We start from the raw sequence: 24,727 nt of genomic DNA, 5'->3' as shown, positions 1-24,727 counted from the left end.
GGCTGTCAGGAAGCGGCCGCGCGCCGCCGGACACGCCGCACGCGCTCCTGCCGGCCCGGCGTCAGAAGGTCAGCTTCCAGCTGTCGATGTAGCCGGTGTCCCGGGCGTAGCTGTCCCGGACGCTGAGCTTCCAGGTGCCGTTGGCGCTCTCCGAGGAGGCGTTCACGGTGTAGGTCTCGCTGACGTCGTCGGCGGAGTCCCAGGAGTCGGCTCCCTTCAGCCGGTAGGACGTGCCGTCCGGCGCGATCAGATCGATGACGAGGTCGCCGCGGTAGGTGTGGACGATCTCCACGCCGACCCGGAGGTCCGACGGGGCGTTGCCGCTCCGGCCGCTGATGGCGAGGGACGAGGTGACGGCCGAGCCGGCGTCCGGGATGGCGACGTCGTCCGTGGTCTCGTAGGTCTCGCCGGTGCCGCCGCCCCCGTCTCCGGGACGGGTGCCGACGTTGACGCCGGCCCAGGCGTGGCCCACCGCTTCGTACGCCGCGCTGTCGGCGCCGAAGAGGTCGGCGGCGGCCTGCAGGGTGGCGGTGCGGGCGCGGGCGTAGTTGGTGCTGGAGGTCATGTACTCCGTCAGCGCCTTGAACCAGATCTTCTCGGCGTTGGCGATGCCGATGCCGGTGACCGGGAGGCCGTCCGAGGTGGGGCTGTCGTACTGGACGCCGTTGATCTCCTTGGCGCCGCTGCCCTCGGAGAGCAGGTAGAAGAAGTGGTTGGCCGGTCCGGAGGAGTAGTGGACGTCGACGTTGCCGATGCCCGAGTACCAGTAGTCCTTCGAACTGCCGTCCCGGGAGGGCTTGTCCATGTAGCGCAGGGGGGTGCCGTTGCCCCGGATGTCGATCTTCTCGCCGACGAGGTAGTCGGCCGGGTCCTGGGCGTTGCCGGCGTGGAATTCGACGGCGGCGGCGAAGATGTCGGAGGTCGCCTCGTTGAGGCCGCCGGACTCACCGCTGTAGGTGAGGTTGGCGGTGGCGGAGGTGACGCCGTGGGTCATCTCGTGCGCGGCGACGTCGAGCGAGGTGAGCGGCTTGGCGTTGCCGTCGCCGTCGCCGTAGGTCATGCAGAAGCAGGAGTCCTGCCAGAAGGCGTTGACGTAGGCGTTGCCGTAGTGGACGCGGGTGCGGGCACCCACGCCGTCGCCCTTGATGCCGCTGCGGCCGTGGACTTCCTTGTAGTAGTCCCAGGTCACCGCGGCGCCGTAGTGGGCGTCGACGGCGGCGGTCTGGCGGTGGCCCGGGGTGCCGTCGCCCCAGACGTCGTCGGCGTCGGTGAAGAGGGACCCCGAGCCGCTGGTGCCGTTGTTCATGTCGTAGGTCTTGTGGTCGCCGCGCCCGGTGTCGGTCAGCGTGTACGAGGGGGCGGTGCCGATGGTGACCCGTCCGGCGTACTGGCTGTTGCCGGTGCCCTGGTGGACGCCCTGCCAGCTGTGGAGTTCCTTGCCGGTGGTGGCGTCGGTGACGACGTGGAGTTCGTTGGGGGTGCCGTCCTCCTGGAGCCCGCCGGTGACGGTCTCCCACGCCAGGACGGGGTTGCCGTCGGCGGCCCAGATGACCTTGCGGGGGGCCTCGGCCGCCTTGGCCTTGGCTCCGGCTTCGTCCTTGGCGGTGGTGAGGGCGCTCTTCTTGGCGGTGGTGGCGGAGACCTCGGCGCGGGTGGTGGGGACCTTGATGGTCGCCTTGGTCGCCTTGGTGACGCCTTCGTGCTTGCCGCCCTTGGCCTCGTGGACGACGAGGTCGCCGCCGAGGACGGGCAGTCCGGCGTAGGTGCGTTCGTAGCGGGTGTGGGTGGTGCCGTCCCGGTCCTGGACGACGTCCCGGACGCGCAGCTTCTCCTTGGCGCCGAGTTTCAGCGTGCCGGCGGTCTCCGGCGCGTCGGCTTCGGCGTCCTGGATCAGCTCCGCCCGCTCGGCGGGGGAGAGGGAGACGGGCAGGGCGTCCTTGTCGGGACGGGGCGGCGCGGCGGAGGCGGGGGACGCCTGGACGCCGACGGCGAGCATCGCGGCCGTGGTGATCAGGGCGCAGGCCGCGGATCTGCGGCGCGCGGCACGGGGGGTGGGTCTCACACGGTCTCCTTCGACTGCGGCCGTCACTGGGTGGGTGTACGGCCGGGAGATCCGGCGGGCTGGGTGGGCCGGCCGGTGGAGCACGGCGGTGCGCGGCAGTGCGCACTGCCGAGATGGTGTGTGGGGGGGGAGCGGGCCGATCGGCCGGTCACAGCGTCTCAGCCGGTAGGGCCAAATGTCAGGAGCGCGTCAACAATTTGGCCGGAATCTGTCCGGTGAGCGAAAAATGGACTGCCGGATAGCGGACAGTCGGTGAGGCGGGGGCGAGTCCCGACGGAAAGCGGAAGGAAGTCGGCTGGAAACATGCAGAAGGTGTGGCAAGCCGACCGGACATCGGCGAGAAACCGACAGGCAACGGGCGGGCGCCGCGCGGCGGATCGCGAGGCGCGGAGTGGTCGGCTCGCGGCCGGCGGCACGGCGGCCGGGGCCGGCCGCCGTGGCCGAAAAGCTTCGCCTGATGTGCCGCTGCCCCGCCTCAGGCGAGGCTTTCCAGCCACGCCCGGTGGAGCTCCGCGAACCGCCCCTCGCCGCCGATGAGTTCCTCCGGGGTGCCGTCCTCCACGATCCGGCCGCCCGCCATGACGAGCACCCGGTCCGCGATCTCCACCGTGGACAGCCGGTGCGCGATCACCACCGCCGTGCGGCCCCGGAGCACCGTGTCCATGGCCCGCTGGACGGCCCGCTCCCCGGGGATGTCGAGCGAGGACGTCGCCTCGTCCAGGATCAGCACCGCCGGATCGGCCAGCAGCGCGCGGGCGAAGGCCACCAGCTGCCGCTGGCCCGCCGAGATCCGGCCGCCGCGCTTGCGGACGTCCGTGTCGTAGCCCTCCGGCAGCGCGGCGATGAAGTCGTGGGCGCCGATGGCCCGGGCGGCCCGCTCCACCTCGGCGCGGCTCGCGTCGGGGCGGCCGAGGGCGATGTTCTCGGCCACGGTGCCGGAGAACAGGAACGCCTCCTGGGTCACCATCACCACACCGCGCCGCAGCTCCGTCCCGCCGAGATCCCGCAGATCGACACCGTCGAGCAGGACGCGCCCGGCGGTCGGGTCGTAGAAGCGGGCGAGCAGCTTGGCGAGCGTGGACTTGCCCGCGCCGGTGGCGCCGACCACGGCCGTCGTACTGCCCGCCGCCAGGGTGAGGCCGAAGCGCGGCAGCACCTCGCCACCGGTGCGGTACGCGAAGGACACCCCGTCGAAGACGACCTCCCGGCCGGGCCGGCCGGACGGACGCGCGGGCAGCGGCCGGGGCTCGGCCGGCTCCGGGACGGTGGGGCGCTGGGCCAGCAGACCGGCGATCTTCTCCAGCGAAGCGGCCGCCGACTGGTAGGAGTTGAGGAACATCCCGAGCCGGTCGATCGGGTCGTAGAGCCGCCGCAGATAGAGCACGGCGGCGGCGAGCACGCCGAGCGCCAGACCGCCCGACGCCACCCGGTGGGCGCCCCAGAGGACGATCGCGGCCACGACCGTGTTGGCGACCAGCCGGGAGGAGACCACATAGCGGGCCATCTCCAGGATCGCGTCGCCGTTGACCCGCTCGTGCCGGTGGTTGAGCTCGCGGAACTCCCGGTCGTTGGCCGTCTCGCGGCGGAAGGCCTGCACCGGGCGGATCCCGTTCATCGTCTCCGCGAACTTCACGATCACCCGGGCGATCGCCGTCGAGCGCTTGGCGTACACCACCTCGGAACGGCGCCGGAAGCGGCGGATCAGCAGATACAGCGGACCGAAGGAGAGCACCGCGGCGGCGCCCAGGCCCAGGTCCAGGTAGAGCAGCAGCGCGGAGATGTAGACCACCGAGAGGGCGACGCTCAGCAGCTCCTCCAGCCCCTCGTTCAGCAGCTCGCGCAGCGACTCCACATCCGTGGTGGCCCGGGAGATGAGGCGGCCGGAGGTGTAGCGCTCGTGGAAGTCCAGGCTCAGCGCCTGCGCGTGCCGGAAGATCCGGCCGCGGAGGTCGAGCAGCACGTCCTGGCTGATCCGGGCGGCGAGCAGGACGTAGGCGTACTGGAAGCCGCCGGAGACCAGGGAGCAGAGCAGATAGGCCACCGCCACGGCCGTCAGCGGGCCGTAGTCGTCGGAGCGGAGCGCGGGGACGGCGTGGTCGATGGCGACCGCGACGAGCAGCGGCCCCGCCTGGACCGCCGCCTCCTTGAGCAGCAGCAGGACGGCCGCGACGGCCACCCGGCCGCGGCTGGGCCGCAGCAGCGAGCGGAGCAGGGACCGGGCGGCGCCCCCGGGGGCGGGCAGGGTGTCGCGGTCGAAGGAGTCGGGGGCCTCGGCGGCGTCCGGTGCGCCGGCCGGGCCGGGCTCCGCCGGTCCCGCGGAGCCCGGCGGCGGTGTGGCCTCCGCGTCGGCGGCCGGGGCGCCGGCGGCTGTGGTGCCGGCGGGCGGGGCCGGGGGAGCGGCGGTCGCGGACCGGCCGTCGCCGGACCGTCCGGGATCGTCGGCGGCGCGTTCGGAGGCCGGGGCGGTCATCGGGGGGTACCTCCATCCGCCCCGGCGGGGCTGCGGCGGGTCGGGGAAGCGGTGCCGGGCGGGCCGCCCGTGGTCTCGCCGCCGGGGCCGGTGCCGTGCGCACCGCCGGCCGGAGCGCCGGCCGGGGTGCCGTCGCCGGGGGCCGGGTCCTGCGGGTCGCCGGACATCAGCGTGCGGTACTCCGGGTCGCGGCGCAGCAGTTCCTGGTGGGTGCCGACGGCGGTGATCCGCCCGCCGGACAGCAGGGCGACCCGGTCGGCGAGCAGCACGGTCGACGGGCGGTGGGCGACGACCAGGGCCGTGGTGCCGGTGAGGATGCGCCGCAGCGCCGCCTCGACCAGGGCCTCGGTGTGCACGTCGAGGGCGGAGAGCGGATCGTCCAGCACGAGGAAGCGCGGTTCGCCGACCACGGCCCGGGCCAGCGCGAGCCGCTGCCGCTGACCGCCGGAGAGGCTCAGGCCCTGCTCGCCGACCTGGGTGCGGACCCCGTGCGGCAGGGCGTGCGCGAACTCCGCCTGCGCGACCTCCAGGGCGCGGTTCAGCTCCGCCTCCCCGGCGCCGTCCGCACCCATCAGGACGTTCTCGCCGACGGTCGCGGAGAAGAGGGTCGGGTCCTCGAAGGCGACGGCGATCAGCTCCCGGAGCCGGGTCCTCGGCAGCCGGGTGATGTCGGTGCCGTCCAGGGTGATCCGGCCGCCGGTCACCTCGTAGAGCCGGGGGACGAGGGCGGTGAGCGTCGTCTTGCCGCTGCCGGTGGCCCCGACCAGGGCCATGGTCTCGCCGGGGCGGATGTGCAGATCGACGCCGCGGAGGGTGGCGGGGGTGCCGGCCGGGGCGTCGGGGTAGCGGAACTCGACGCCCTCGAACCGCAGTCCGCCGTCGGGGGCTCCGGAGAGGGACGGGGACGCGGCGCCGCCCCGGGACCGGCCGGGCGCGGTGTCCCCGGGCGGCCGGTTCTCCTCCGCGCCGGGTCCGGGGAGAGGGCCGGGAGCGGGAGCCGGCCCGCCGCGGCCCGCCGCGCCCGTGGCTCCGTCCGTTGCGGCGGCGTCGCGGGGAAGCGCGGTGTCCCGGGGGAGCGGGGTGTCCACCACCTCGAAGTGGCGTTCGGTGGCCGTGGCCGAGTCCTGGCTCATCGCCAGCAGGAAGCCGATGGACTCCACCGGCCAGCGCAGCGCCAGCGCCGTCGACAGGAAGGCCACCAGCGTGCCCGCCGACAGCGTGCCCTCCGCCACCTGCAGGGTGCCCAGCACCAGGGCCGTCCCGAGCGCCAGTTCGGGCAGCGTCATGATGACGGCGAGCAGCCCGGCGAGCAGTCGCGCCTTGTACAGCTCGGTGCCGCGCAGTTTGCGGCTCAGCTCGCGGAAGGCGCGGGCCTGGCTGCGGTGCCGTCCGAAGCCCTTGACGACACGGATGCCGAGAACGCCCTCCTCGACGACCGTCGTCAGATCACCCACCTGGTCGCGGGCGGTACGGGCGGCGAGGGAGTACCGGGCCTCGAACAGCGAGCACAGCACCACCAGCGGCAGGACGGGCCCGAGCAGCACCAGCCCCAGCGTCCACTCCTGGCTCAGCAGGATCGCGCAGCCGACCAGGATGGTCACCGAGTTGACCAGCAGGAAGGTCAGCGGGAAGGCCAGGAACATCCGGAGCAGCTGCAGGTCCGTGGTGGCGCGGGACAGCAGCTGGCCCGACGGCCAGTGGTCGTGGAAGGCGACCGGCAGGCGCTGGAGGCGGCCGTAGAGGTTCGCGCGCATGGCGGCCTCGACCCCGGCGAGCGGGCGGGCCACCAGCCAGCGCCGCAGCCCGAACAGCCCGGCCTCGGTGATGCCCAGGATGAGGAGCAGCCCGCCGCCGAGCCAGACTCCGCCCGGATCCCGGGCGGCGACCGGCCCGTCCACCATCCATTTGAGGACGAGCGGGATGAGCAGGCCCAGGCAGGAGGCGATGACGGCGACCCCGGCGGCCGTGAACAGCCGCGCCCGCACCGGGCGGACGTACGGCCACAGCCGCAGCAGGGTGCGCACGGTGGACTTCCGCGGGGCCGGCGGCTTCCCGGCGCTCACCGCGGGCCCCGGGCGGCTGTCCGGAGTCCGCAGTTCCGTCCGGATGGCCGGGGCCGCGGTGGCGGTGGTGGATGCGGCGGAATCGGTGGGAGGAGGCATCACGGGCGAGCCTACGGGGGGTCACTGACAGGTCTCATCCGGTTTTCGGTCATGGCCAAAGCTGTCCGGGAGCCGCGAGGGCCGCCGGGGCTGCCGTCGCCGGCGGAACGGCCGGTGCCGGCGGGATCCGCGGCGGGCGGGCGGCCCGCAGTGGTGCGACCGTGCGGCCGTGCCGCCCCGTCAGGCCCCGGGCCCGTGCAGCACCCGGAACAGCTGGACGGAGCGCGGGGGCAGCGTCAGCCCGGAACCCGCCGGGTGGCGGGTCCCCGGCGGCTCGGACTGGTCCTCGCGGGAGGTGTCCACCAGCAGCTCGTACCGGTCCGCCCAGGGCGGGCCGGGCAGGGTGAAGGACAGGGGCTCGTGGTGGGCGTGGAGGACGGCCAGGAAGCTGTCGTCCGTCACCGGGCCGCCGCGCTCGTCCCGGCCGGGGATGTCGCGGCCGGAGAGGTACATCCCGAGGGTGGCGGCCGGGGCGTGCCAGTCGGCCTCGGCCATCTCGCGGCCCTCCGGGGTGAACCAGGCGAGGTCGCGCAGCCCGTCCGGCGCCTGCGGGCGCCCGGAGAAGAAGGCCCGGCGGCGCAGCACGGGGTGGGTCCGGCGCAGTGCCGTCAACCGGGCGGTGAGGGCGTGCAGTTCGCGCCACTCCGGGAGACCGGGGAGCGACCAGTCCACCCAGCCGGTCTCGTTGTCCTGGCAGTAGGCGTTGTTGTTGCCGCCCTGGGTGCGGCCCATCTCGTCGCCCGCGACCAGCATCGGCACCCCGGTGGAGAGCAGCAGCGTGGTCATCAGGTTGCGCAGTTGCCGGCGGCGGAGCGCGGTGACGGCCGGGTCGCCGGTCTCCCCCTCGGCGCCGCAGTTCCAGGAGCGGTTGTCGTCGGTGCCGTCGCGGTTGTCCTCGCCGTTGGCCTCGTTGTGCTTCCGTTCGTAGCTGACGAGGTCGCGCAGGGTGAAGCCGTCGTGCGCGGTGACGAAGTTGACGGAGGCGTACGGGCGCCGCCCGCCCCAGGCGTAGAGGTCGCTGGAGCCGGAGAGGCGGTAGCCGAGGTCACGGAGGGCGGGCAGCGCGCCGCGCCAGTAGTCGCGCACGGTGTCGCGGTAGCGGTCGTTCCACTCCGTCCACAGCGGCGGGAACGCGCCGACCTGGTAGCCGCCCGCGCCGACGTCCCAGGGCTCGGCGATGAGCTTGACGCGGCGCAGCACCGGGTCCTGGGCGATGACGGCGAGGAAGGGCGAGAGCATGTCGACGTCGTGCATGGAGCGGGCGAGGGCGGCGGCGAGGTCGAAGCGGAAGCCGTCCACGCCCATCTCGGTCACCCAGTAGCGCAGGGAGTCGGTGATCAGCCGGAGCACCTGCGGCTGGACGACGTGGAGGGTGTTGCCGCAGCCGGTGTAGTCGGCGTAGCGGCGCGGGTCGTGCTGGAGGCGGTAGTAGCCGCGGTTGTCGATGCCGCGCAGGGAGAGGGTCGGGCCGAGCTCGCCCCCCTCCGCGGTGTGGTTGTAGACGACGTCGAGGATCACCTCGATGCCGGCGGCGTGCAGGGCCCGCACCATCCGCCGGAACTCGCCGACCTGCTCGCCGCGGGTGCCGGACGCGGCGTACGCGGCGTGCGGGGCGAAGTAGCCGATGGAGTTGTAGCCCCAGTGGTTGCGCAGGCCGCGGCGGAGGAGATGGTCCTCGTGGGCGAACTGGTGGACGGGCAGCAGCTCGACGGCCGTCACCCCGAGCCCGGTCAGATGCCCGATGGCCGCCGGGTGGGCGAGCCCGGCGTAGGTGCCGCGCAGGTGCTCGGGCACGTCGGGATGGCGCATGGTGAAGCCGCGGACGTGCAGTTCGTAGATCACCGAGTCGGCCCAGGGGGTCTTGGGGCGCCGGTCGTCGGCCCACTCGTCGCCGGGCGCCTCGTCGGCGACCACCACGCCCTTGGGGACGTACGGGGCGGAGTCGCGGCCGTCGCGGACGGTGTCGGCCGCGTGCTGCTCCGGCCAGTCGCGCACATGTCCGTACACGGCGGCCGGCATCCGGCCGTCGCCGCTGCTGCCCCCGTCGCCGCCGTTGCCACCGCCGTTGCCGTCGGCATCCCGCGCGGCACCGCGCGGAGGGCCGAAGTCCCCGTCCACCGCGCGGGCGTACGGGTCGAGCAGCAGCTTGGCCGGATTCCAGCGGGCCCCCGTCCACGGGTCCCAGCGGCCGTGCACCCGGAAGCCGTACCGCTGCCCCGGCCGCACCCCGGGGAGGAAACCGTGCCAGATCTCATGGGTCAGCTCGGTCAGCGGATGCCGGACCTCCCGCCCGTCGTCGTCGAACAGGCAGACGTCCACGGCCTCCGCGCCGCCCGCCCAGAGGGCGAAGTTGGTGCCCGGCACACCCCCCGGCCCGGTGTGGAAGCGCGCACCCAGCGGCGCGGGGCTCCCCGGCCACACCGGCGGCGCCGGTACGGAGGCCCGTGTGCCGGAGCGCCGGTGCCCGTTCACGGCGGACGGCGGCGCGGAGCCCTCCGCCCGCTCCGGCCGGCGCTCCTCCTGCTCCTCGGCTGCGCTCGACACGTCCTGGCCTCCGGCGGCTCGCGGCATGCCTCCCGCCGCGGCGTGCGCGGCCGGGAGGGCCCTGGCGGGACACGGCGTGAACGGGTGCGCGCGGCGCCCCTCCGCGCCCCGGGCGCCGTGGCCCCTCCGTGCATGTCTGCCCGCTCGGCGCGCGGCCCTCACGTACCGGCGCCATCTCGGCTTTTGGGACGGATCCGTGACACGGCGGGGCGGTCCACCGTGACCTCCTCTGTGGTTTGCTCATCGGCATGCGCGCTGTTCGTCGCGCGCGGGGGATGCGGTCCGGTCCATGGGGTGGACGGCCGCGTGAGGGGAGACAATAGTGAAGACGCGGCGGATATCGGGGGTTCTGGCGGCCGGCCTGCTGGTCCTGGCGGTCGGTGCGTGCGGTGAGGACAAGAAGGCGGACAGCGGGCAGGACGGCAAGGCCGGCTCGGTGGACACCAAGCCCTCCCGGGCCGTAGTGAAGATCACGCCCAAGGACGGCACCGACGATGTGGTGACCAACGGGGTGCTCAAGGTGACGGCGGACAAGGGGAAGCTGACCTCCGTCACGGTCAAGGACGACAAGGGGAACAAGGTCCCCGGCAAGGTGAGCGCGAACGGCACCGTCTGGAAGCCGACCGGCCACCTGGGCTCCGCCACCGAGTACAGCGTCGACGCGGTGGCCGAGGACTCCGAGGGCCGGGAGGCCGCCGAGCACGCGAGCTTCACGACCTTCGTGCCGGAGAACACCTTCATCGGCTACTTCACACCGGAGAACGGCTCCACGGTCGGCGTCGGGATGCCGGTGTCGATCCGCTTCAACCGCGGCATCACCGACCCGGCCGCCGTGGAGCGGGCCATCGAGGTCGAGGCCAGCCCGTCGGTGCCCGTCGAGGGCCACTGGTTCGGCAACGACCGGCTGGACTTCCGGCCGGAGAAGTACTGGGCCAAGGGCACGAAGGTGACGCTCAAGCTCAACCTGGACGGTGTCGAGGGCCGCCCCGGGGTCTACGGCGAGCAGTCCAAGACCGTGAAGTTCACCGTCGGCCGCAGCCAGGTCAGCGTCGTCGACGTCAAGACCAAGAAGATGACGGTCGAGCGGGACGGCAAGGCGATCAAGACCCTGCCGATCACGGCCGGCGCCCCCGCCACGCCCACGTACAACGGGCAGATGGTGATCAGCGAGAAGCACAAGATGACGCGGATGGACGGCGCCACGGTCGGCTTCGGCGGCGAGTACGACATCGAGGACGTCTCGCACGCCATGCGGCTCTCCACCTCGGGCACCTTCATCCACGGCAACTACTGGGCCGGGCAGTCCACGTTCGGCTCCGCCAACGTCAGCCACGGCTGCGTCGGTCTCTTCGACGCGCGGGGCGGCGGCGTCAAGTCCACCCCCGCGGCCTGGTTCTTCGACAACTCGCTCCTGGGCGACGTCGTGATCGTGAAGAACTCGAAGGACAAGCAGATCCAGCCGGACAACGGCCTCAACGGCTGGAACATGGACTGGGACGAGTGGAAGGCCCCGCAGTAGCCGGAGCGTGCGGCAGGCGGTGAACGGCGGAGGGCCCGGTGCGGGCACGGTCACACGGCGGCGTCCGTGCCGGCTGTGACCAAGCGCACCGGGCCCTCCCCCGTGAACGGCCGCTAACCTGCGGGCATGACTGTGAACCTTGAGGTCGCCGAGGGCGTCGCCACCGTCCGCCTGGACCGCCCGCCGATGAACGCCCTGGACATCGCCACCCAGGACCGGCTGCGAGAGCTGGCCGGGGAGCTCACCGACCGCGACGACGTACGGGCCGTCGTGATCTGGGGCGGCGAGAAGGTGTTCGCGGCCGGCGCGGACATCAAGGAGATGCGGGTCATGGACCACGCGGCCATGGTCAAGCGCTCCAAGGCGCTCCAGGACTCCTTCACCGCGATCGCCCGCATCCCCAAGCCCGTCGTCGCCGCCGTCACCGGATACGCCCTGGGCGGCGGCTGCGAACTGGCGCTCTGCGCCGACATCCGGATCGCCGCCGACAACGCCAAGCTCGGCCAGCCCGAGATCCTGCTCGGGCTCATCCCGGGCGCGGGCGGCACCCAGCGGCTCGCCCGGCTCGTCGGCCCGTCCCGGGCCAAGGACCTCATCTTCACCGGCCGTCAGGTGCGGGCCGACGAGGCCCTCGCCATCGGCCTGGTCGACAAGGTCGTCCCGGCCGCCGAGGTCTACGAGGCCGCGCACGCCTGGGCGGCGAAGCTCGCCAAGGGCCCGGCCATCGCGCTGCGCGCCGCCAAGGAGTCCGTGGACGCCGGCCTGGAGACGGACCTGGACACCGGCCTGGCCATCGAACGCAACTGGTTCGCCGGGCTGTTCGCCACCGAGGACCGCGAGACCGGCATGCGCAGCTTCGTGGAGGAGGGCCCGGGCAAGGCGAAGTTCGCCTGACCCGGCGACGCCGGCCGGCGGTCCGGCACCGCGGGTCCCGCGCGGTGGTTCCGTCCGACGGGTGGTTCGGTACGACGGGTCCGGTACGACGGTTTCGGTACGCCGGGGCCGCGCCCGGTCACCCGGTTCGCGTAGACGGGCCGGGAGCCCGGGGCCGACGCGGTGCAATCCGCCGCTACCAGTCCGTAACCGCGCTCCGTTGCCCAATCATGTGGGTCATGGCGGGCCTGGAGAACGGGGAGCAGCCGCGGCATGCGGGCACGGCCGCCGCGGCACGCCCGGCGTCGTCCGCCTGCTCCGGGGAGGAGCGGGCGCTGGGAGCGCTCGGGACGCTGGGTGATCCGACGGTGGACGAGGTGGTCCTCCCCTCCCGCCCCGAGTCGGCCGGGGCGGCCCGCCGGCTGGCCCACTCCGTCGTGGTGTGGCAGTGGGGCCTCTCCCCGCAACTCGCGGAGGACGTCGTGCTGCTCGTCTCGGAGCTGGTCGGCAACGCCGTACGGCACACCGGCGCCCGGACGTTCGGACTGCGGATGCACTGCCGGCGCGGCCGGCTCAGGGTCGAACTCCGCGATCCCTCCCGGGGGTTGCCGTGCCTGATGCCGGTACGGGAGATGGACGTCAGCGGGCGGGGGCTGTTCCTGGTGGACACCCTCTCCGACCGCTGGGGGGTGGACCTGCGGCCGCTGGGCAAGACGACCTGGTTCGAGATGCGGACCGCCGAGCGCTGACGGACGGGGGCGGTGGCGGACGGCGGGAGGGCCGCCGGTGCCGGTGACGGGGCCCGTGACGCGAAGAGGCCCCGTGTCCGTCCCGCGGTCGACGGGGCGGGCACGGGGCCTGTCCGGATGCGCTGTGCCGGGATGTGAGCCGCCGTGGAGCCAAGGGGGGTGTGTCCCCACGGCACTTCGGTGCGATGGCCCGGGTCAAGGGATCGCTGTCCCGACTATGGCAGACGGGGTGACCGGCGTCCAAAGAGACAAACGCGGCGGAGCGGAGTGAAGTCCGCGGGACGGCCCGGGAGCCGGGGTGAAGTGTGCCACTGGCGGTACGGGACGGGCGCCGCGCGGGCCGGGGATGGCAGGGAAGACCGGGGCCGGGGCTCAGCGGCGGCCGCGGTGCTGGGTGCCGGCGCGGCGGCGGCGGTCGTTGCACAGCAGGCACTTGCCGTAGCCGGGCGGGAGGGGGTCCTCCGGGTCGCCGTACAGCGGGTCCACGGCGCCGCGCGGGTGCTGGGCGCACCCGGTGGCGCCGTGCTCCGAGATGAGGGAGGTGGCGGAGGACAGGGCCCGGCGCAGCGCGTCGACGAGCTCCTCCGCCTGCTGCGCGGAGGGTGCCGACGGGTCCAGGCCGAAGGCGATGTCCTGTGCGGTGCTGAGCGCGGTACGGAGCTCGCGCAGGTCTGCGTAACCCATGCCGTGACCCTAAGCGCTCCGGCCGACAACGGACCCCGGACGGTGGTGCGGGCTGCTCCGGGCCCGTCCCGCGGTGCCGGTTCCCGTACCGGACGCCACCCCACCGGGGAAGGAAATCTCCCACCGCGCCTGAAGAATTTTCGGCATTGCGGGCGGGGATTTATTCGGGACGGTGTGACCGCCGTTGCTCCGGGCTTCACAGCCGCCGTATCCGTGCTACTGTCGATCTCAGTTGCAGTTGTGGTTCCCAGAGACTTCAAGTGCCCCCGCCGGCTCCGGCCCGGGAGCACTTTTGTATTTCCGGAGTGGTTTTCCGGACGGGGCAATCATTGCGGCGACGCGGAGGTTCACGCAGTGTGGGCCTCCGGGCACTGCCCCGAATGGAGAAAAAATTATGGCTACTGGCACCGTGAAGTGGTTCAACTCGGAAAAGGGCTTCGGCTTCATTGAGCAGGACGGCGGCGGCGCCGACGTCTTCGCCCACTACTCGAACATCGCCGCCCAGGGCTTCCGTGAGCTTCAGGAAGGCCAGAAGGTGAGCTTCGACGTCACGCAGGGCCAGAAGGGCCCGCAGGCCGAGAACATCGTTCCCGCCTGACGCTGACACCGGCGCTCCACAGCGACGAGCTGCGGCCCGCACCCCCGGGTGCGGGCCGCGGCTCGTTCCGGTGTGCGGGGCACGGCGTCCGCGCACCGCACCGCCGCCCGCGGGCGGGCGGCCGACGACGTCCGTACGGCGCGGCGGCCGTGCCCGCCCCCCGGGGCGGTCCGCGCCGGGCGCATTCGAGCGGAGGTGCGGATTCTCCGCCGCCGCACGGTGGACCGGATGCTGCCCCCGCACTGCGTACCGTACGGCGTTTCCTGCGCCGTACCCCCGTTCTTCACCCTCCGGCCATCCGGCCGTCGTTTTCCGGATACCGCAGGTAGATCCCGCATGCCGGCCGGGAATATTCCCCGGCACGGCCGCCATTTCCGTATTCCGTTTTTCAACGGCTCGTTCTTGCGATTCCTTGTGCGGCTCACCGCCACTGCCGGGATTTCCTCGATACGTGCCCCGTCGAGGAGGTTCCCATGAACCGCACAGCTCGCACACAGGACCGCTACTCCCGCCCGCGTACCGGCGGCGGCTCCGCCCCGTACGGCGCCGGACGCTCCGCCGGGCAGGGGCCGCGCCGTTCGGGCGGCGGCCGTCCGGGTGGTTCCGGTGGCTACGGCCGCCGGCCCGCCGGCCCGCAGGGTGAGTTCGCCCTGCCGGTCACCGTCACCCCCGCGCTCCCGCCCGTCGAGGACTTCGCCGCTCTCGGCCTCCCGGACGGGGTGCTGAAGACGCTCACCGGACTCGGGATGGTCGAGCCGTTCCCGATCCAGTCCGCGACGCTGCCGAACTCCCTGGCCGGACGCGACGTCCTGGGCCGCGGGCGCACCGGCTCCGGCAAGACCCTCGCCTTCGGTCTGGCCCTGCTGACGCGGACCGCCGCCGTGGGCCGCCGCGCCGAGCCGAGGCAGCCGCTGGCGCTCGTCCTCGTCCCCACCCGGGAACTCGCCCAGCAGGTGACCGACGCCCTCACCCCCTACGCCAGGGCGCTCTCGCTGCGGCTCACCACCGTGGTCGGCGGCATGTCGATCGGGCGGCAGGCGTCCGCGCTGCGCGGCGGCACCGAGGTGGTCGTCGCGACCCCGGGGCGGCTCAAGGACCTCATCGACCGCGGCGAGTGCCGGCTGGACCAGGTCGGCATCACCGTGCTGGACGAGGCCGACCAGATGGCCGACATGGGCTTCATGCCGCAGGTCACCGCGCTGCTCGACCAGGTGCGCCCCGGCGGCCAGCGGATGCTCTTCTCGGCCACCCTCGACCGCAACGTCGACCTGCTGGTGCGCCGCTACCTGAATGACCCGGTGGTGCACTCGGTCGACCCCTCCCAGGGCGCCGTCACCACCATGGAGCACCACCTGCTGCACGTCCACGGCGCCGACAAGTACGCCACGACGACGGAGATCGCGGCCCGCGACGGCCGGGTGATCATGTTCCTGGACACCAAGCACGCCGTGGACAAGCTCACCGACCACCTGCTGAAGAGCGGGGTCAGGGCGGCCGCGCTGCACGGCGGCAAGTCGCAGCCGCAGCGCACCCGGACCCTCGGCCGGTTCAAGACCGGGCACGTGACCGTGCTGGTCGCCACCAACGTCGCGGCGCGCGGCATCCACGTCGACAACCTGGACCTGGTCGTCAACGTGGACCCGCCGACCGACCACAAGGACTACCTGCACCGCGGCGGACGCACCGCGCGGGCCGGCGAGTCCGGCAGCGTCGTCACCCTCGTCCTGCCGAACCAGCGCCGGGAGATGACCCGCCTGATGACCCTGGCCGGTGTGACCCCGCGGACCACCCAGGTGCGCTCGGGCGATGCCGAGCTCACCCGGATCACCGGCGCGCAGGCGCCCTCGGGCATCCCCGTGGTCATCACCACGCCGGCGTCGGAGCGCCAGGAGCGCGGCGCCTCCGCGGGCCGCGGACGGCGCGGCGGGCCGTCCCGGTCGCGCCGGACCTCCTCCGCCCAGCAGACGGGCGGCGGCGCGGCCCGGCAGCGTCCGGCCCGCCGCAGCGCGGCCTGACACCCGGCACCGCACGGCGTTCCGTGTGAGCCCGGAGGCACCGGCGCCCTTGCGGCGGCCCGGTGCCCTCCGGGCAGGCACACGGTGAGCCCCGGCAGCGAAGGATGCTGCCGGGGCTTTCGCCTGTGCGGATACGGGGAGTTCGCCGGGTGCCGGGCGTCGTGCCGCCGGGCACGGGGGCGTACGAGGCCGCCGGGACGCGGGGCGCGGGAGGCGTGGTCCGGGGCCGCCGGGCGCCGTCCGCGGGGCGGACGCGCCGGGCGGGTGTACCGGGCCCGGTCCGGCCGGGTGGCGGGGTGCGCCCGCTACTCGAAGTAGCTGAAGTCCCCGACCGTCCAGGCGTTCACGTCCTCGATGGCGATGCGGTACATCCCTCCGGTCTCGGGGATGCCCACACTGCCCTGGAGGATCCGGGCGACGTGGAGATGCAGGTGGGTGGGCGGCTCGCTGCGCTTGCGGTCGCGGTCCGCGGTGAAGACGGCCGAGAACGGCGAGAGCCGGTCCGAGCCTCCCAGCACCTCGGCCACGCGCTGGCGCCACACGGCCTCGGGGGCGAGGCGTCCGGTGATGACGGCCCCGGGGACAACGACGGTGAGTGACATCTGATTGCTCTGCTCGGACTCCACGGTGGTGGCGATGTCAACCAGCAGATCATCGGGCTTCGACATAGGCGTTGACTCTACAGCGCGAGGGTGGAGCACGCCCCGATGCGGGGGGTCCGGGACGCGAGCCGGTGACGGGGTACGGCCGGGACCGTGCGGGTGTTGCCGCCTTCCGCCGGACCGGCCGCGGGGTCCGTTCCTTCCGTCCTCCTGCCCACCAGGCGTCGGAGCGGTCTGCTGATCTTTGCTAGCGGAAACTTCCGGGATGCGCAAGAGGATCGTCACGTACAACGGCTTCCCGTACGAGCAGGTTGACTCAGGTGTACGATCTCGGCGTGGATGTCCACTGGTCGATGCCGAAGTGAACCGGAATGGTTCCGACCGGTGTTGAGCGCAACGGCCCCTCGTGGATCGAATTCTTACGGCAAGACCCCGTCGGGCGGCCGGAGGTGTACTCATCGGCCGCGCACACCCCCTCGTATGGAGCGTTTTTGCACATGTACATCTCCCCGCTGACTGCAGATCAGACCGTTCCGCCCATTTTCATGTGGCGGTTCCCGCTGGGGTGAGGACCCCGGGCCCGGCCGCCGCCGCGTCTCAGTGCCGGTGTCCCGGCCGTGACGCGGCGGCGCGGGCGCCGGCGAGCGCGTTCCGGGCCGCCCGCAGTCCGTCGCGGTTCCCCGTCTCGCGCGCCAGCCTTTCCGCCCGGGTGAAGTGGGCCTCCGCCTCCTCGTGCCGGCCGGTCTTCCGGTACACGGTTCCGATGCTGACCAGGTACTCCGTCTCGCACCGCGGGTCGGGGCTCGTCCGGCAGCTGTCCATGGCCCGGAGGAGGTAGTCCAGGGCGCGGTCGGGCTCTCCCAGGGCGTCGTGGACCAGCCCCAGGTTGTTGTACAGGTTGGCCAGTTGCTGCCGTCCGCCCACGCTGCGGGTCAGGGCCAGCGCCTGCCGGTAGTAGTGCAGGGCGTCGCCGTGCCGCTCCCGGAGACGGTGCACCTCGCCGATATTGTTCAGTGCCTTGATCTGCCCGGGCCGGTTCCCGATCTCCTCCTCGATGTCGAGGACGGCGCGGAAGTGCTGTGCGGCGGCGGCGTGCCGGCCGTCGAGGGCCATGGCGATCCCGCGGACGTTCAGCGCCTCCGCCTCGCCTCTTCGGTCGCCCGCCGCCCGGTGGAGGGCCAGGGCCTCGTCGAGGCAGCGGTCTCCCTCGTCGCGGCGGCCCGCGATGTGGTGGGCGCGGCCCATGGCGGTCAGCGCCTCGGCCCGCACCCAGCGGTCCCCCGTGGCCCGGCTCACCGCCAGGGCCTGCTCGGCGCGGTGCAGCGCGTCGTCGTGGCGGCCCTGGTTCCACAGGGCGGACGCCTGTTCCACCAGGCACAGCGCCTCGGCCGCCGCGTCGCCCCGCCGCCGCCAGGTGACGAGGGCCGCCTCGGACAGCCGGGCCGCGACGTTCCAGATGCCCCAGGTGTCGAACGCGCGGGCCAGGACGTGGGGGAACAGCCCGGCGTGGGCCGTCGGGAGGGAGGCAGCGGCGTCCGCGGCCGCGAGCAGGTTCGCGCGCTCGGCGTCCAGCCAGCTCCCTCCGTCGTCGGCGTCGGCGAGCACCGGCACGGCGGGCGGGGGAGTCCCGGGCCGGACGTCGATCCTCCGGCGGGCGGGGTGGGCGAGACGGTCGGCGCGGTCGGCCACCGTCAGGAAGTAGTCCAGCAGGCGCCGCAGCGCCGCGTCCCGTTCGGCGGAAGAGTCGGTGCGCCGGCCCAGGCCGCGGGCGAAGTTCCGTACGAGGTCGTGGAACCGGTAGCGGTCCGGCAGCGGCTCCTCCAGGAGATGGCAGCCGGTCAGCTCGCGCAGGCTCCTGCGGACCGCGGCCGGATCGGTCCCGCACACGGCCGCGGCCGCGTGCTCGGTCAGGTCGGGGCCGGGGTGCAGGGCCAGGAGGCGGAAGACCTCGCGGGTGGCGGAAGAGAGTTCGGCGTACGACATCCGGAAGGCGTTCCCCACCGCCGGTACGCCGTCGGTCTCGTCGAGCGCGCCGGCCGCCGCCAGCCGGTCCGCGAGGTCTCCGGCCTGCCAGGGGTCCCGGTGGCGGAGCTGTGAGGCGGCCAGCCACACGGCGAGGGGGTGGCGGCCGCAGAGATCCACGACCCGGCGCACGGCCCCGTGGTCCGAGGCCCCGGCGGACCCCGTGACGCGGGCGAAGAGGGCGGTCGCCTCGGCCTCCGTGGGGACGTCGAGCGCCAGCGAGGCCGCGCCCTCCAGGTCGGTGAGGCGGTGCCTGCTGGTGACGATGACGCGGCAGGCGGGTGAGCCGGGCAGGAGGGGACGTACCTGTGCGGAGTCCTCGGCGTCGTCGATCACCAGGAGTGCTCTGCGGTCGGCCATCTGACTGCGCCACAGCGCGGCCAGCTCGTCGAGCCCGCCGCGCAGGTTCTCCGGGTGCATGCCGTTCTTCAGCAGCAGGGAGGCCAGCACCTCCGAGGGGCCGGCCGGCCGCGGCCCGTGCGAGCGCAGCTCGATGTGGTAACGGCCGTCCGGGTACCGGTCCTTGAGCAGATGCGCGGCGTGGACGGCGAGCGCGGTCTTCCCGACCCCCGCCAGGCCGTGCACCACGGTCACGGGGAGCGCGGTGGCCCGCGGATCGTCCTCCGCCAGGAGCGTGCGCAGTTCGTCGCGGCGGCCGGTGAAGGTGGGGATGTCACGGATCAGGGTGTCGGGGCAGCGCCCGGCGGATGGCACCGGTGCCGGCGCGGGGAGCGCGGCCGGCGCGGGCGGGGCGAGAGAGGCGGAGTCGTGCTGAAGGATCTGCTGGTGCAGGCGCTGTAATTCCGGTAAGGGCGGCAGGCCGCTCTTCCGGTGGAGCCGGTGCCGCAGGCGGTGATAGACCGCCAGCGCCTCGGTGTGACGGCCGCAGCGGTACAGGGCCCGCATGAGCTGTCCGTGGAGGACCTCCGCGGTCGGGTGCTCGTCGGTCATCTCCCGGAGTTCCCCGATGAGTTCGTGATGACGGCCGTGGTCCAGCTCCAGCCCGACGCGGAACTCCCTGAGCGCGCGGTGCTCCTCCCCGAGCCGGTCGCGGAGCGAGGCCGCCCATGCGCCGGGGAACTCGGCGAAGGGCTCACCCCGCCACAGGGCCTCCGCCTCGCGGAGCAGGCCGGCCGCCGCCCCGGTGTCCCCCTCCCGGGCCAGCTCCCGGGCCCGGTTCTCCAGCCGCCGTGAACGGTGGAGGTCGACGGACTCCTCCGGAACGTCCAGCCGGTAGGTGCGGGAGAAGTGGGGCAGTTCGGCCCGCTCCCCGAGGACGGGGCGGAGCCGTCTCCGGAGCCGGGACAGCAGCGGCTGGAGGGCGGCCGTGCCCGAGGGCGGCGGTTCCCCGTCCCAGATCCGGTCCATGAGCCGGTCCGCCGGCACGGGCCGGCCCGCCGCGTACAGCAGCAGGGCCAGCAGACAGCGTTCCTTGGGCGGCCCGAGCGGCAGCCGCGCGCCGTCGGTCCACAGTTCCAGCGGTCCGAGCATCCGGAACTCCACGAGCGACCCCCAGCCGGTCGTCGTCCCTCCCCCATGGACGTGACGGCATGCGCCACGGACAGAACGGTCGCACAGAGTCAGGTTCTGGGGGAGGGCGCACAAGGGTGCAGAGGGGTCGCGTTCGCACCGCGGCGAAACGAGCCGCACCGCCGCAGGCGGACCGCAAGCGTTCCGCAAGGCTTCCGTCCACCGCCCCGGGCATCCACCCCGCCAACGGCCGCAAGGGCGCGGCCGGTGGCAAGGATGCGTTGCGCCGCCCGGGCATCCCGGCCCCGGCGGCGACGACTCACGGGGGGAGAAATCCGATGAGTGTCCTGTCCGATCCCGAGTGGCACCACGTGCCCATGCGCCCGGACGCGGCGCGCTGGGCCACCTGGAGAAGCACCAGGCGGGTCCTGATCGTCGTGCACACCGTCACCACCGGCCAGCGGCTGCTGGAGGTCGCCCGCCTGCTGGAGGGGGACCCGCGCGTGCAGATCGTCTTCACCAGGGCACCGGACGTGTTCAGCAATGGGGTGGCCGGGTTCCTCGACGGGCTCGGGGCCGTCGTCCTGCCGTGGCGGCAGGCCGTGCAGACGTCGTTCGACCTGGCGCTCGCCTCCGGGCACGAAGGGCTGCACGAACTGCACGCGCCCGTGGTGGTGCTGCCCCACGGCGCCGGCCACAACAAGCTGATCGCGGGCGGCCGTCCGGCCCGGGCCGTCGCGGACCGCGGGGTCTACGGCCTGAGCCGCCAGTGGCTGGTGCGGGACGGCGCCGTCGTGCCCGACACGATCGTCCTGGCGCACCGGGAGGACCTGGTGCGCCTGGGCCGGCACTGTCCCGAGGCGCTGCCCGTGGCGGAGGTGGTGGGGGACCCCTGCTACGACCGGATCAGGGCCAGCATGGGGCTGCGGGCCCTGTACCGGACGGCCATGGGGGTGGAGCCGCGGCAGCGGCTGGTCGTCGTCTCCTCGACCTGGGGCCCCAACTCCCTGATGGCCCGGTCACCGCGGCTCATGCAGCGCCTGGTGCGGGAGCTGCCCCGGCAGGACTGCCGGCCGGCGCTGCTGCTGCACCCCAACGCCTGGAACGCGCACGGCGAGTGGCAGATCCGGGTCTGGCTGGCCGAGCTGCGCCGGGCCGGTCTCGCACTGGTGAGCCAGCACGCGGACTGGACCGGAGTGCTGGTGGCCGCCGACTACATCGTCAGCGACCACGGATCGATGGCCCTGTACGCCGCCGCCACCGGCGCTCCCGTCCTCATGGACGGCTGCCCCGAGGCCGACGTCGACCCGGGATCCCCGGTGGCCGGACTGAGCCTCTTCGCGCGCCGGATCAACGCGTCCCAGCCGGTCCGCGGGCAACTGGCGAGGAGCCTCGCGGAGTACCGGCAGGAGGACTACACGCGGGTTGCCGCCCGGATCACCTCGGAACCCGGGCGCTTCGGGGTGAACATGCGGGCCCTGCTCTACCGCAAGCTGCGGCTCCGCGCGCCGGCGGGCAGCCCGGACACACAGCCGGCGCGCAGACCGGAACTCGTGCGCGAGTGCGACCACGGGACCGGTGTGCTGTGACGGGGCTGCGGCAGCACGCGGTCCCCGGCCGGGACCGCCCGGACGGGTTCGGCGCCCCCGGCCCGCGGGGGCTCCTGGCACGGCTCCTTCCCGACGGACACCCCGGCGCGGCCGCCCTCGCCGTGCCGCTGGGGGAGGAGCCGTACTCCGGGGCCGCCAGGGCGGCTGGGGCCGTGGGGGCCGCCGTGGAGCGGATCGTCGTCGTGCGGCCGGGAACCGGGGAGGTGGGCACGGACCGGCATCTGCGGATCTCCCTGCCCGGCGCGGCCGGCCGGCCCGGGCCCGGGTCCGGCGAGCACGGTCGCGTCCCCGGGTGTGCCCGACGGCGCACGGGCCCGGCTGATCTCGCCGGTCTCGCCGACGTGCTCACCGCGGGGCTCCGCCCCGGCGGGGACCCGTGCCGCGCCGGGGCGTGGGCGGATGCGCTGGGGCACCGCAACCCGGGCGCTCTGGTGGTCCTCGTGCTCGGCGGCGCCGGCGGCGGCGCACTGCTCCGCACCCGCGAGGGCGCGGTCCGCCTGCGGCTGGCCCACCCGGCGGGCACGGGTCCGGCCGGCGTGGTCCGGCCGGTGTGGGGCTCCGTGCTGCACGCCTGGCTGACCGCCGGGGTGCCGCTGCCCGCCCTGCTCCCGGCCACCGTCCAGCTGCGCGGGCTCGCCGTACCGCTGGGCACGGCGGGCGCGGCGGGCGCCGTGGCGTGGCGGCAGACCCTGCGGCTCGTGCGCGAGGACCGAGCCGTCCGCCCGGCTTCCGGAGCCGGACGGTTCAGCTCCCGGCCGGGGGACGGTGGTTGACGCCCCGGACCGGTGGCCGACACCCCGAGCGGGGGTCGGCGGCCGGAGCGGCCCGCCCCCGCCCGGGCGGGCCGCTACCGTTCAGCAGGCCCGCCCCCGGCGGCGCTACGGGCCGGGGGTCGGCCCGCCGAGCCGGCGCAGCCGTACGCGCACGGCCTCGGCGGCCGGAACCGCCAGCCTGGCGTAGTGCTCCAGGGCCTCGGTGTAGTGCCGGCGGGCCGTGCCGGTCCGCCCGAGGTGCTCCGCGAGCTCTCCCAGCGCCTCCAGCGCCCGCCCGGTCTCGTAACCCGCCTTGGCCTCGCGCAGGGTGGCGACCGCCCGGCGCAGATGGTCCTCCGCCTCCTCCGTCCGGCCGAGCGCCGGCAGCGCACGGCCGAGGAGGATGTCCGCACGGGCCGCGTTGTACGGGTCGCCCTCCTCCACCAGCACTTCGTGCGCGCGGGCCGCCTCGGTGACCGCGAGCCCGGACCGCCCTCCGCGCACGGCCGTGTCGGCGAGGTTGAGGTGTGCCAGACCTCCGGCGCGGCGGTCACCGTGCCGGGGGCACTCCTCGGCGGCGTGCCGGAAGAGTTCCGCCGCCTCATCGAGCCGGCCGAGGCCGAGGCAGGCCAGCCCCCGGTAGTTGCAGGTGCGCGCGTGCCCCAGGGGGTCGCCGCTCTCGCGGAACAGCCGGGCCGCCTCGTCGAACATCTCCAGTGCGCGGGCGTGCCCGCCGGTGTCGAGTTCGCCCAGACCGCCCGAGGTGAGCATCCGGCACTGGGCCGCGCGGTCCCGGCAGTCCCGGGCCGCGGCCAGTCCCTCCCGGTGGGCCGTCCGCCAGGACTCGTAGTGCTTCCGCCGGGTGAACAGCGGCCACATCGCGTCGGCCAGCTGCCAGGCGGCCGCGGGCACGCCCGCCTCCCGCGCGAGCCCGATGACGGCCATCAGCGTGCGGTGTTCGCGCTCCAGCCAGTCCAGGGCGGCCCGCGCATCCCCGTGGAAATCCTCAGTGACCGGCTCGCCCGGTCCGTAGGTCCGCGGCAGCGACCGGTGATGCGGGTCGAGCACGCTCTCGGCCGCGGTCGCCGAGGCGAGGTAGTGGTCGAGCAGCCGCCGCAGCGCCCGCTCACGGTCCTCCACCCCGTGTCCGGCCTCCAGCAGGCCGCGGGCGTGCAGCCGCACCAGATCGTGCAGGCGGTAGCGATCCTCACCGGTTCCGAGCAGCAGGTTGGCGTCGAGCAACTGGTCGAGGAGGTCCGGGATGTCACCGGCCGGCACGTCACCGGCCGCGGCCTCCCCGGGCGGGCCGCCGCTGAGGGCACGGGCGGCGTTCACCCCGAAGTCGGTACCGGGATGCAGGCCGAGCAGCCGGTACAGGCGTGCGGCCGGGCCGGGCAGCGCCCGGTGGGAGAGGTCGAGAGCGGCGCGCACGCTGTGGTCGTCCTCGATGGTCATGGCGTCCAATCGGCTGTGTTCGGCGGACAGCGCCCGCACCATGGCCCGGAGCGGGCGCTCGGGACGGGCGGCGAGGCGGGCCCCCACCACACGGACGGCCAGCGGCAGCCCGGCACAGAGCCCCACCAGGGCGCGGGCCTCCGCCGGTTCGTCCACCACCCGTCCGTCCCCCAGGGTGGACGCCAGCAAGTCGACGGCCGCGTCCGCGCCCAGCGGTTCGAGTCCCAGGGCGAGACAGCCGTCCACCGAGAGACCCGGGAGCCGCCAGCGGCTCGTCACCACCGCGACGCAGGTGCCGCTCGGCAGCAGCGGCCGTACCTGCGCCGCGGACACGGCGTCGTCCAGCAGCACCGCCAGCTTCCGCTCGGCGGTGAGGGAGCGGTAGAGCCCGAGTCTCTCCTCCGTGGCCCCGGGAATGCCCTCGGCGGGCACACCCAGGGCCCGCAGGAACATCCCGAGGACCGTACCGGGACGCACGGGGCCGTCCGGTGACTGCGCGCCCAGCCCGGCGAACAGCTGGCCGTCCGGCACCGTCGCCCTGAGGCCGTGCAGCCAGTGCAGCGCCAGGGCCGTCTTGCCGACCCCGCCCAGCCCGGAGATCGTCACGGCCGTGGGGCCCTCGCCGCGGACGGCCCGCTCCCGGAACCGGTCCAGGGCCGCCAGTTCGCGCTCCCGGTTGGTCACCCGGCTCACCGGCGGCAACTGCCAGGGCGGGCCGGTGCCCCCGGGCGGCGCGCCGAGAACCCGGACGTCGCCGTGCACGGTGCCGACCTGCACGCTCGGACCGTGCACCGTCCCACCGAGGTCGTTCCGCACACCGGCGTTCTCCTCGTCGCCGTGGTGCCGTCCCAGCCCTCTGCCCGTCATGACGTCCCCCCCGTCATCGGCCGTGCGCCGGTAATCCCTCTCTGATCCTGGCGCGTTCGCAGAGAAAACAGTCCTGGTGGTGGAACGGCACCGGCTGGGATTCTGCGTAGACGGTCCGGAGCACCCGGCGGTTGCGGGCGGCGGCCGGGACACTGTTCACCCAGTTCGGAGCAGAGACGGATCCGGGCCCGGGGCAAGGGGGAGCGGCTGGGCGGGCTCGCGGAATCGTCCGGTTTTCCCCGGTGTGGGAAGCTCGGTGGACGCGCTGGAGGG

The 24,727-nt window shown here is 74.1% G+C and carries 15 protein-coding genes; 7 read left to right on the top strand and 8 right to left on the bottom strand.

What is annotated here, in order from left to right; translation table 11 throughout:
- Window positions 1-61: 61 nt before the first annotated feature.
- The 4 genes from SXIN_RS08860 to glgX all read right to left on the bottom strand — a co-directional run bounded on the left by SXIN_RS08860 (window position 62) and on the right by glgX (window position 9,265).
- Window positions 62-2,062, bottom strand: coding sequence for a M4 family metallopeptidase (locus SXIN_RS08860; RefSeq protein ID WP_019709949.1), 2,001 nt, complete (start codon window positions 2,060-2,062; stop codon window positions 62-64).
- Between the two features lie 475 nt (window positions 2,063-2,537).
- A complete protein-coding gene (locus SXIN_RS08855; RefSeq protein WP_095756824.1) occupies window positions 2,538-4,532 on the bottom strand; it encodes an ABC transporter ATP-binding protein in 1,995 nt (664 codons plus the stop codon).
- The gene (locus SXIN_RS08850) at window positions 4,529-6,694 is read right to left on the bottom strand and encodes an ABC transporter ATP-binding protein (RefSeq protein WP_095756823.1); all 2,166 of its coding nucleotides are present in this window, start codon (window positions 6,692-6,694) and stop codon (window positions 4,529-4,531) included. The genes SXIN_RS08855 and SXIN_RS08850 overlap by 4 nt, the downstream gene beginning before the upstream one ends.
- Before the next feature lie 180 nt (window positions 6,695-6,874).
- Window positions 6,875-9,265 (bottom strand): glycogen debranching protein GlgX, encoded by a 2,391-nt coding sequence (glgX, locus tag SXIN_RS08845; RefSeq protein WP_095756822.1) that lies wholly within the window; start codon window positions 9,263-9,265, stop codon window positions 6,875-6,877.
- A gap of 295 nt (window positions 9,266-9,560) precedes the next feature.
- Between glgX and SXIN_RS08840 the strand changes: the two genes are divergently transcribed.
- The 3 genes from SXIN_RS08840 to SXIN_RS08830 all read left to right on the top strand — a co-directional run bounded on the left by SXIN_RS08840 (window position 9,561) and on the right by SXIN_RS08830 (window position 12,379).
- Window positions 9,561-10,757 (top strand): L,D-transpeptidase, encoded by a 1,197-nt coding sequence (locus tag SXIN_RS08840; protein WP_019709945.1) that lies wholly within the window; start codon window positions 9,561-9,563, stop codon window positions 10,755-10,757.
- Window positions 10,758-10,883: 126 nt separating this feature from the next.
- Window positions 10,884-11,651 (top strand): enoyl-CoA hydratase/isomerase family protein, encoded by a 768-nt coding sequence (locus SXIN_RS08835; RefSeq protein WP_039822203.1) that lies wholly within the window; start codon window positions 10,884-10,886, stop codon window positions 11,649-11,651.
- 218 nt (window positions 11,652-11,869) lie between these two features.
- On the top strand, window positions 11,870-12,379 hold the full coding sequence (locus SXIN_RS08830) for an ATP-binding protein (RefSeq protein ID WP_019709943.1): 510 nt from the start codon (window positions 11,870-11,872) through the stop codon (window positions 12,377-12,379).
- Window positions 12,380-12,751: 372 nt separating this feature from the next.
- Here SXIN_RS08830 and SXIN_RS08825 read toward each other — a convergent pair whose 3' ends face one another.
- Window positions 12,752-13,063 (bottom strand): hypothetical protein, encoded by a 312-nt coding sequence (locus tag SXIN_RS08825; protein ID WP_019709942.1) that lies wholly within the window; start codon window positions 13,061-13,063, stop codon window positions 12,752-12,754.
- Window positions 13,064-13,457: 394 nt separating this feature from the next.
- Here SXIN_RS08825 and SXIN_RS08820 point away from each other — a divergent pair, with 394 nt between their 5' ends.
- Both SXIN_RS08820 and SXIN_RS08815 read left to right on the top strand, forming a co-directional pair.
- Entirely contained in the window at window positions 13,458-13,661 is a 204-nt protein-coding gene (locus SXIN_RS08820; RefSeq protein ID WP_006604579.1) for a cold-shock protein, read from the top strand.
- A 473-nt stretch (window positions 13,662-14,134) separates the two neighbouring features.
- Window positions 14,135-15,676, top strand: coding sequence for a DEAD/DEAH box helicase (locus tag SXIN_RS08815; protein ID WP_095756821.1), 1,542 nt, complete (start codon window positions 14,135-14,137; stop codon window positions 15,674-15,676).
- Between the two features lie 305 nt (window positions 15,677-15,981).
- On the opposite strand, the gene SXIN_RS08810 is transcribed toward SXIN_RS08815, so the two are convergent.
- Both SXIN_RS08810 and SXIN_RS08805 read right to left on the bottom strand, forming a co-directional pair.
- Window positions 15,982-16,344, bottom strand: coding sequence for a hypothetical protein (locus SXIN_RS08810; RefSeq protein WP_019709941.1), 363 nt, complete (start codon window positions 16,342-16,344; stop codon window positions 15,982-15,984).
- A 531-nt stretch (window positions 16,345-16,875) separates the two neighbouring features.
- Window positions 16,876-19,791, bottom strand: a complete 2,916-nt coding sequence (locus SXIN_RS08805) for an AfsR/SARP family transcriptional regulator (protein WP_157916264.1) — start codon at window positions 19,789-19,791, stop codon at window positions 16,876-16,878.
- A gap of 317 nt (window positions 19,792-20,108) precedes the next feature.
- Between SXIN_RS08805 and SXIN_RS08800 the strand changes: the two genes are divergently transcribed.
- Together SXIN_RS08800 and SXIN_RS08795 are read left to right on the top strand one after the other, a co-directional pair.
- A complete protein-coding gene (locus SXIN_RS08800) occupies window positions 20,109-21,359 on the top strand; it encodes a hypothetical protein (protein ID WP_019709938.1) in 1,251 nt (416 codons plus the stop codon).
- The gene (locus tag SXIN_RS08795; RefSeq protein ID WP_095756819.1) at window positions 21,356-22,153 is read left to right on the top strand and encodes a hypothetical protein; all 798 of its coding nucleotides are present in this window, start codon (window positions 21,356-21,358) and stop codon (window positions 22,151-22,153) included. The genes SXIN_RS08800 and SXIN_RS08795 overlap by 4 nt, the downstream gene beginning before the upstream one ends.
- Window positions 22,154-22,258: 105 nt before the next feature.
- Here SXIN_RS08795 and SXIN_RS08790 read toward each other — a convergent pair whose 3' ends face one another.
- Complete coding sequence (locus SXIN_RS08790; protein WP_095756818.1) at window positions 22,259-24,454, bottom strand: ATP-binding protein; 2,196 nt, start codon at window positions 24,452-24,454, stop codon at window positions 22,259-22,261.
- Window positions 24,455-24,727 lie beyond the last annotated feature (273 nt).

The organism is Streptomyces xinghaiensis S187 (assembly GCF_000220705.2).
GTDB classification, from domain to species: Bacteria; Actinomycetota; Actinomycetes; order Streptomycetales; family Streptomycetaceae; genus Streptomyces; species Streptomyces xinghaiensis.
Note: the sequence above shows the minus strand (reverse complement) of the source record. Positions and strands in the feature narration are given on the sequence as shown.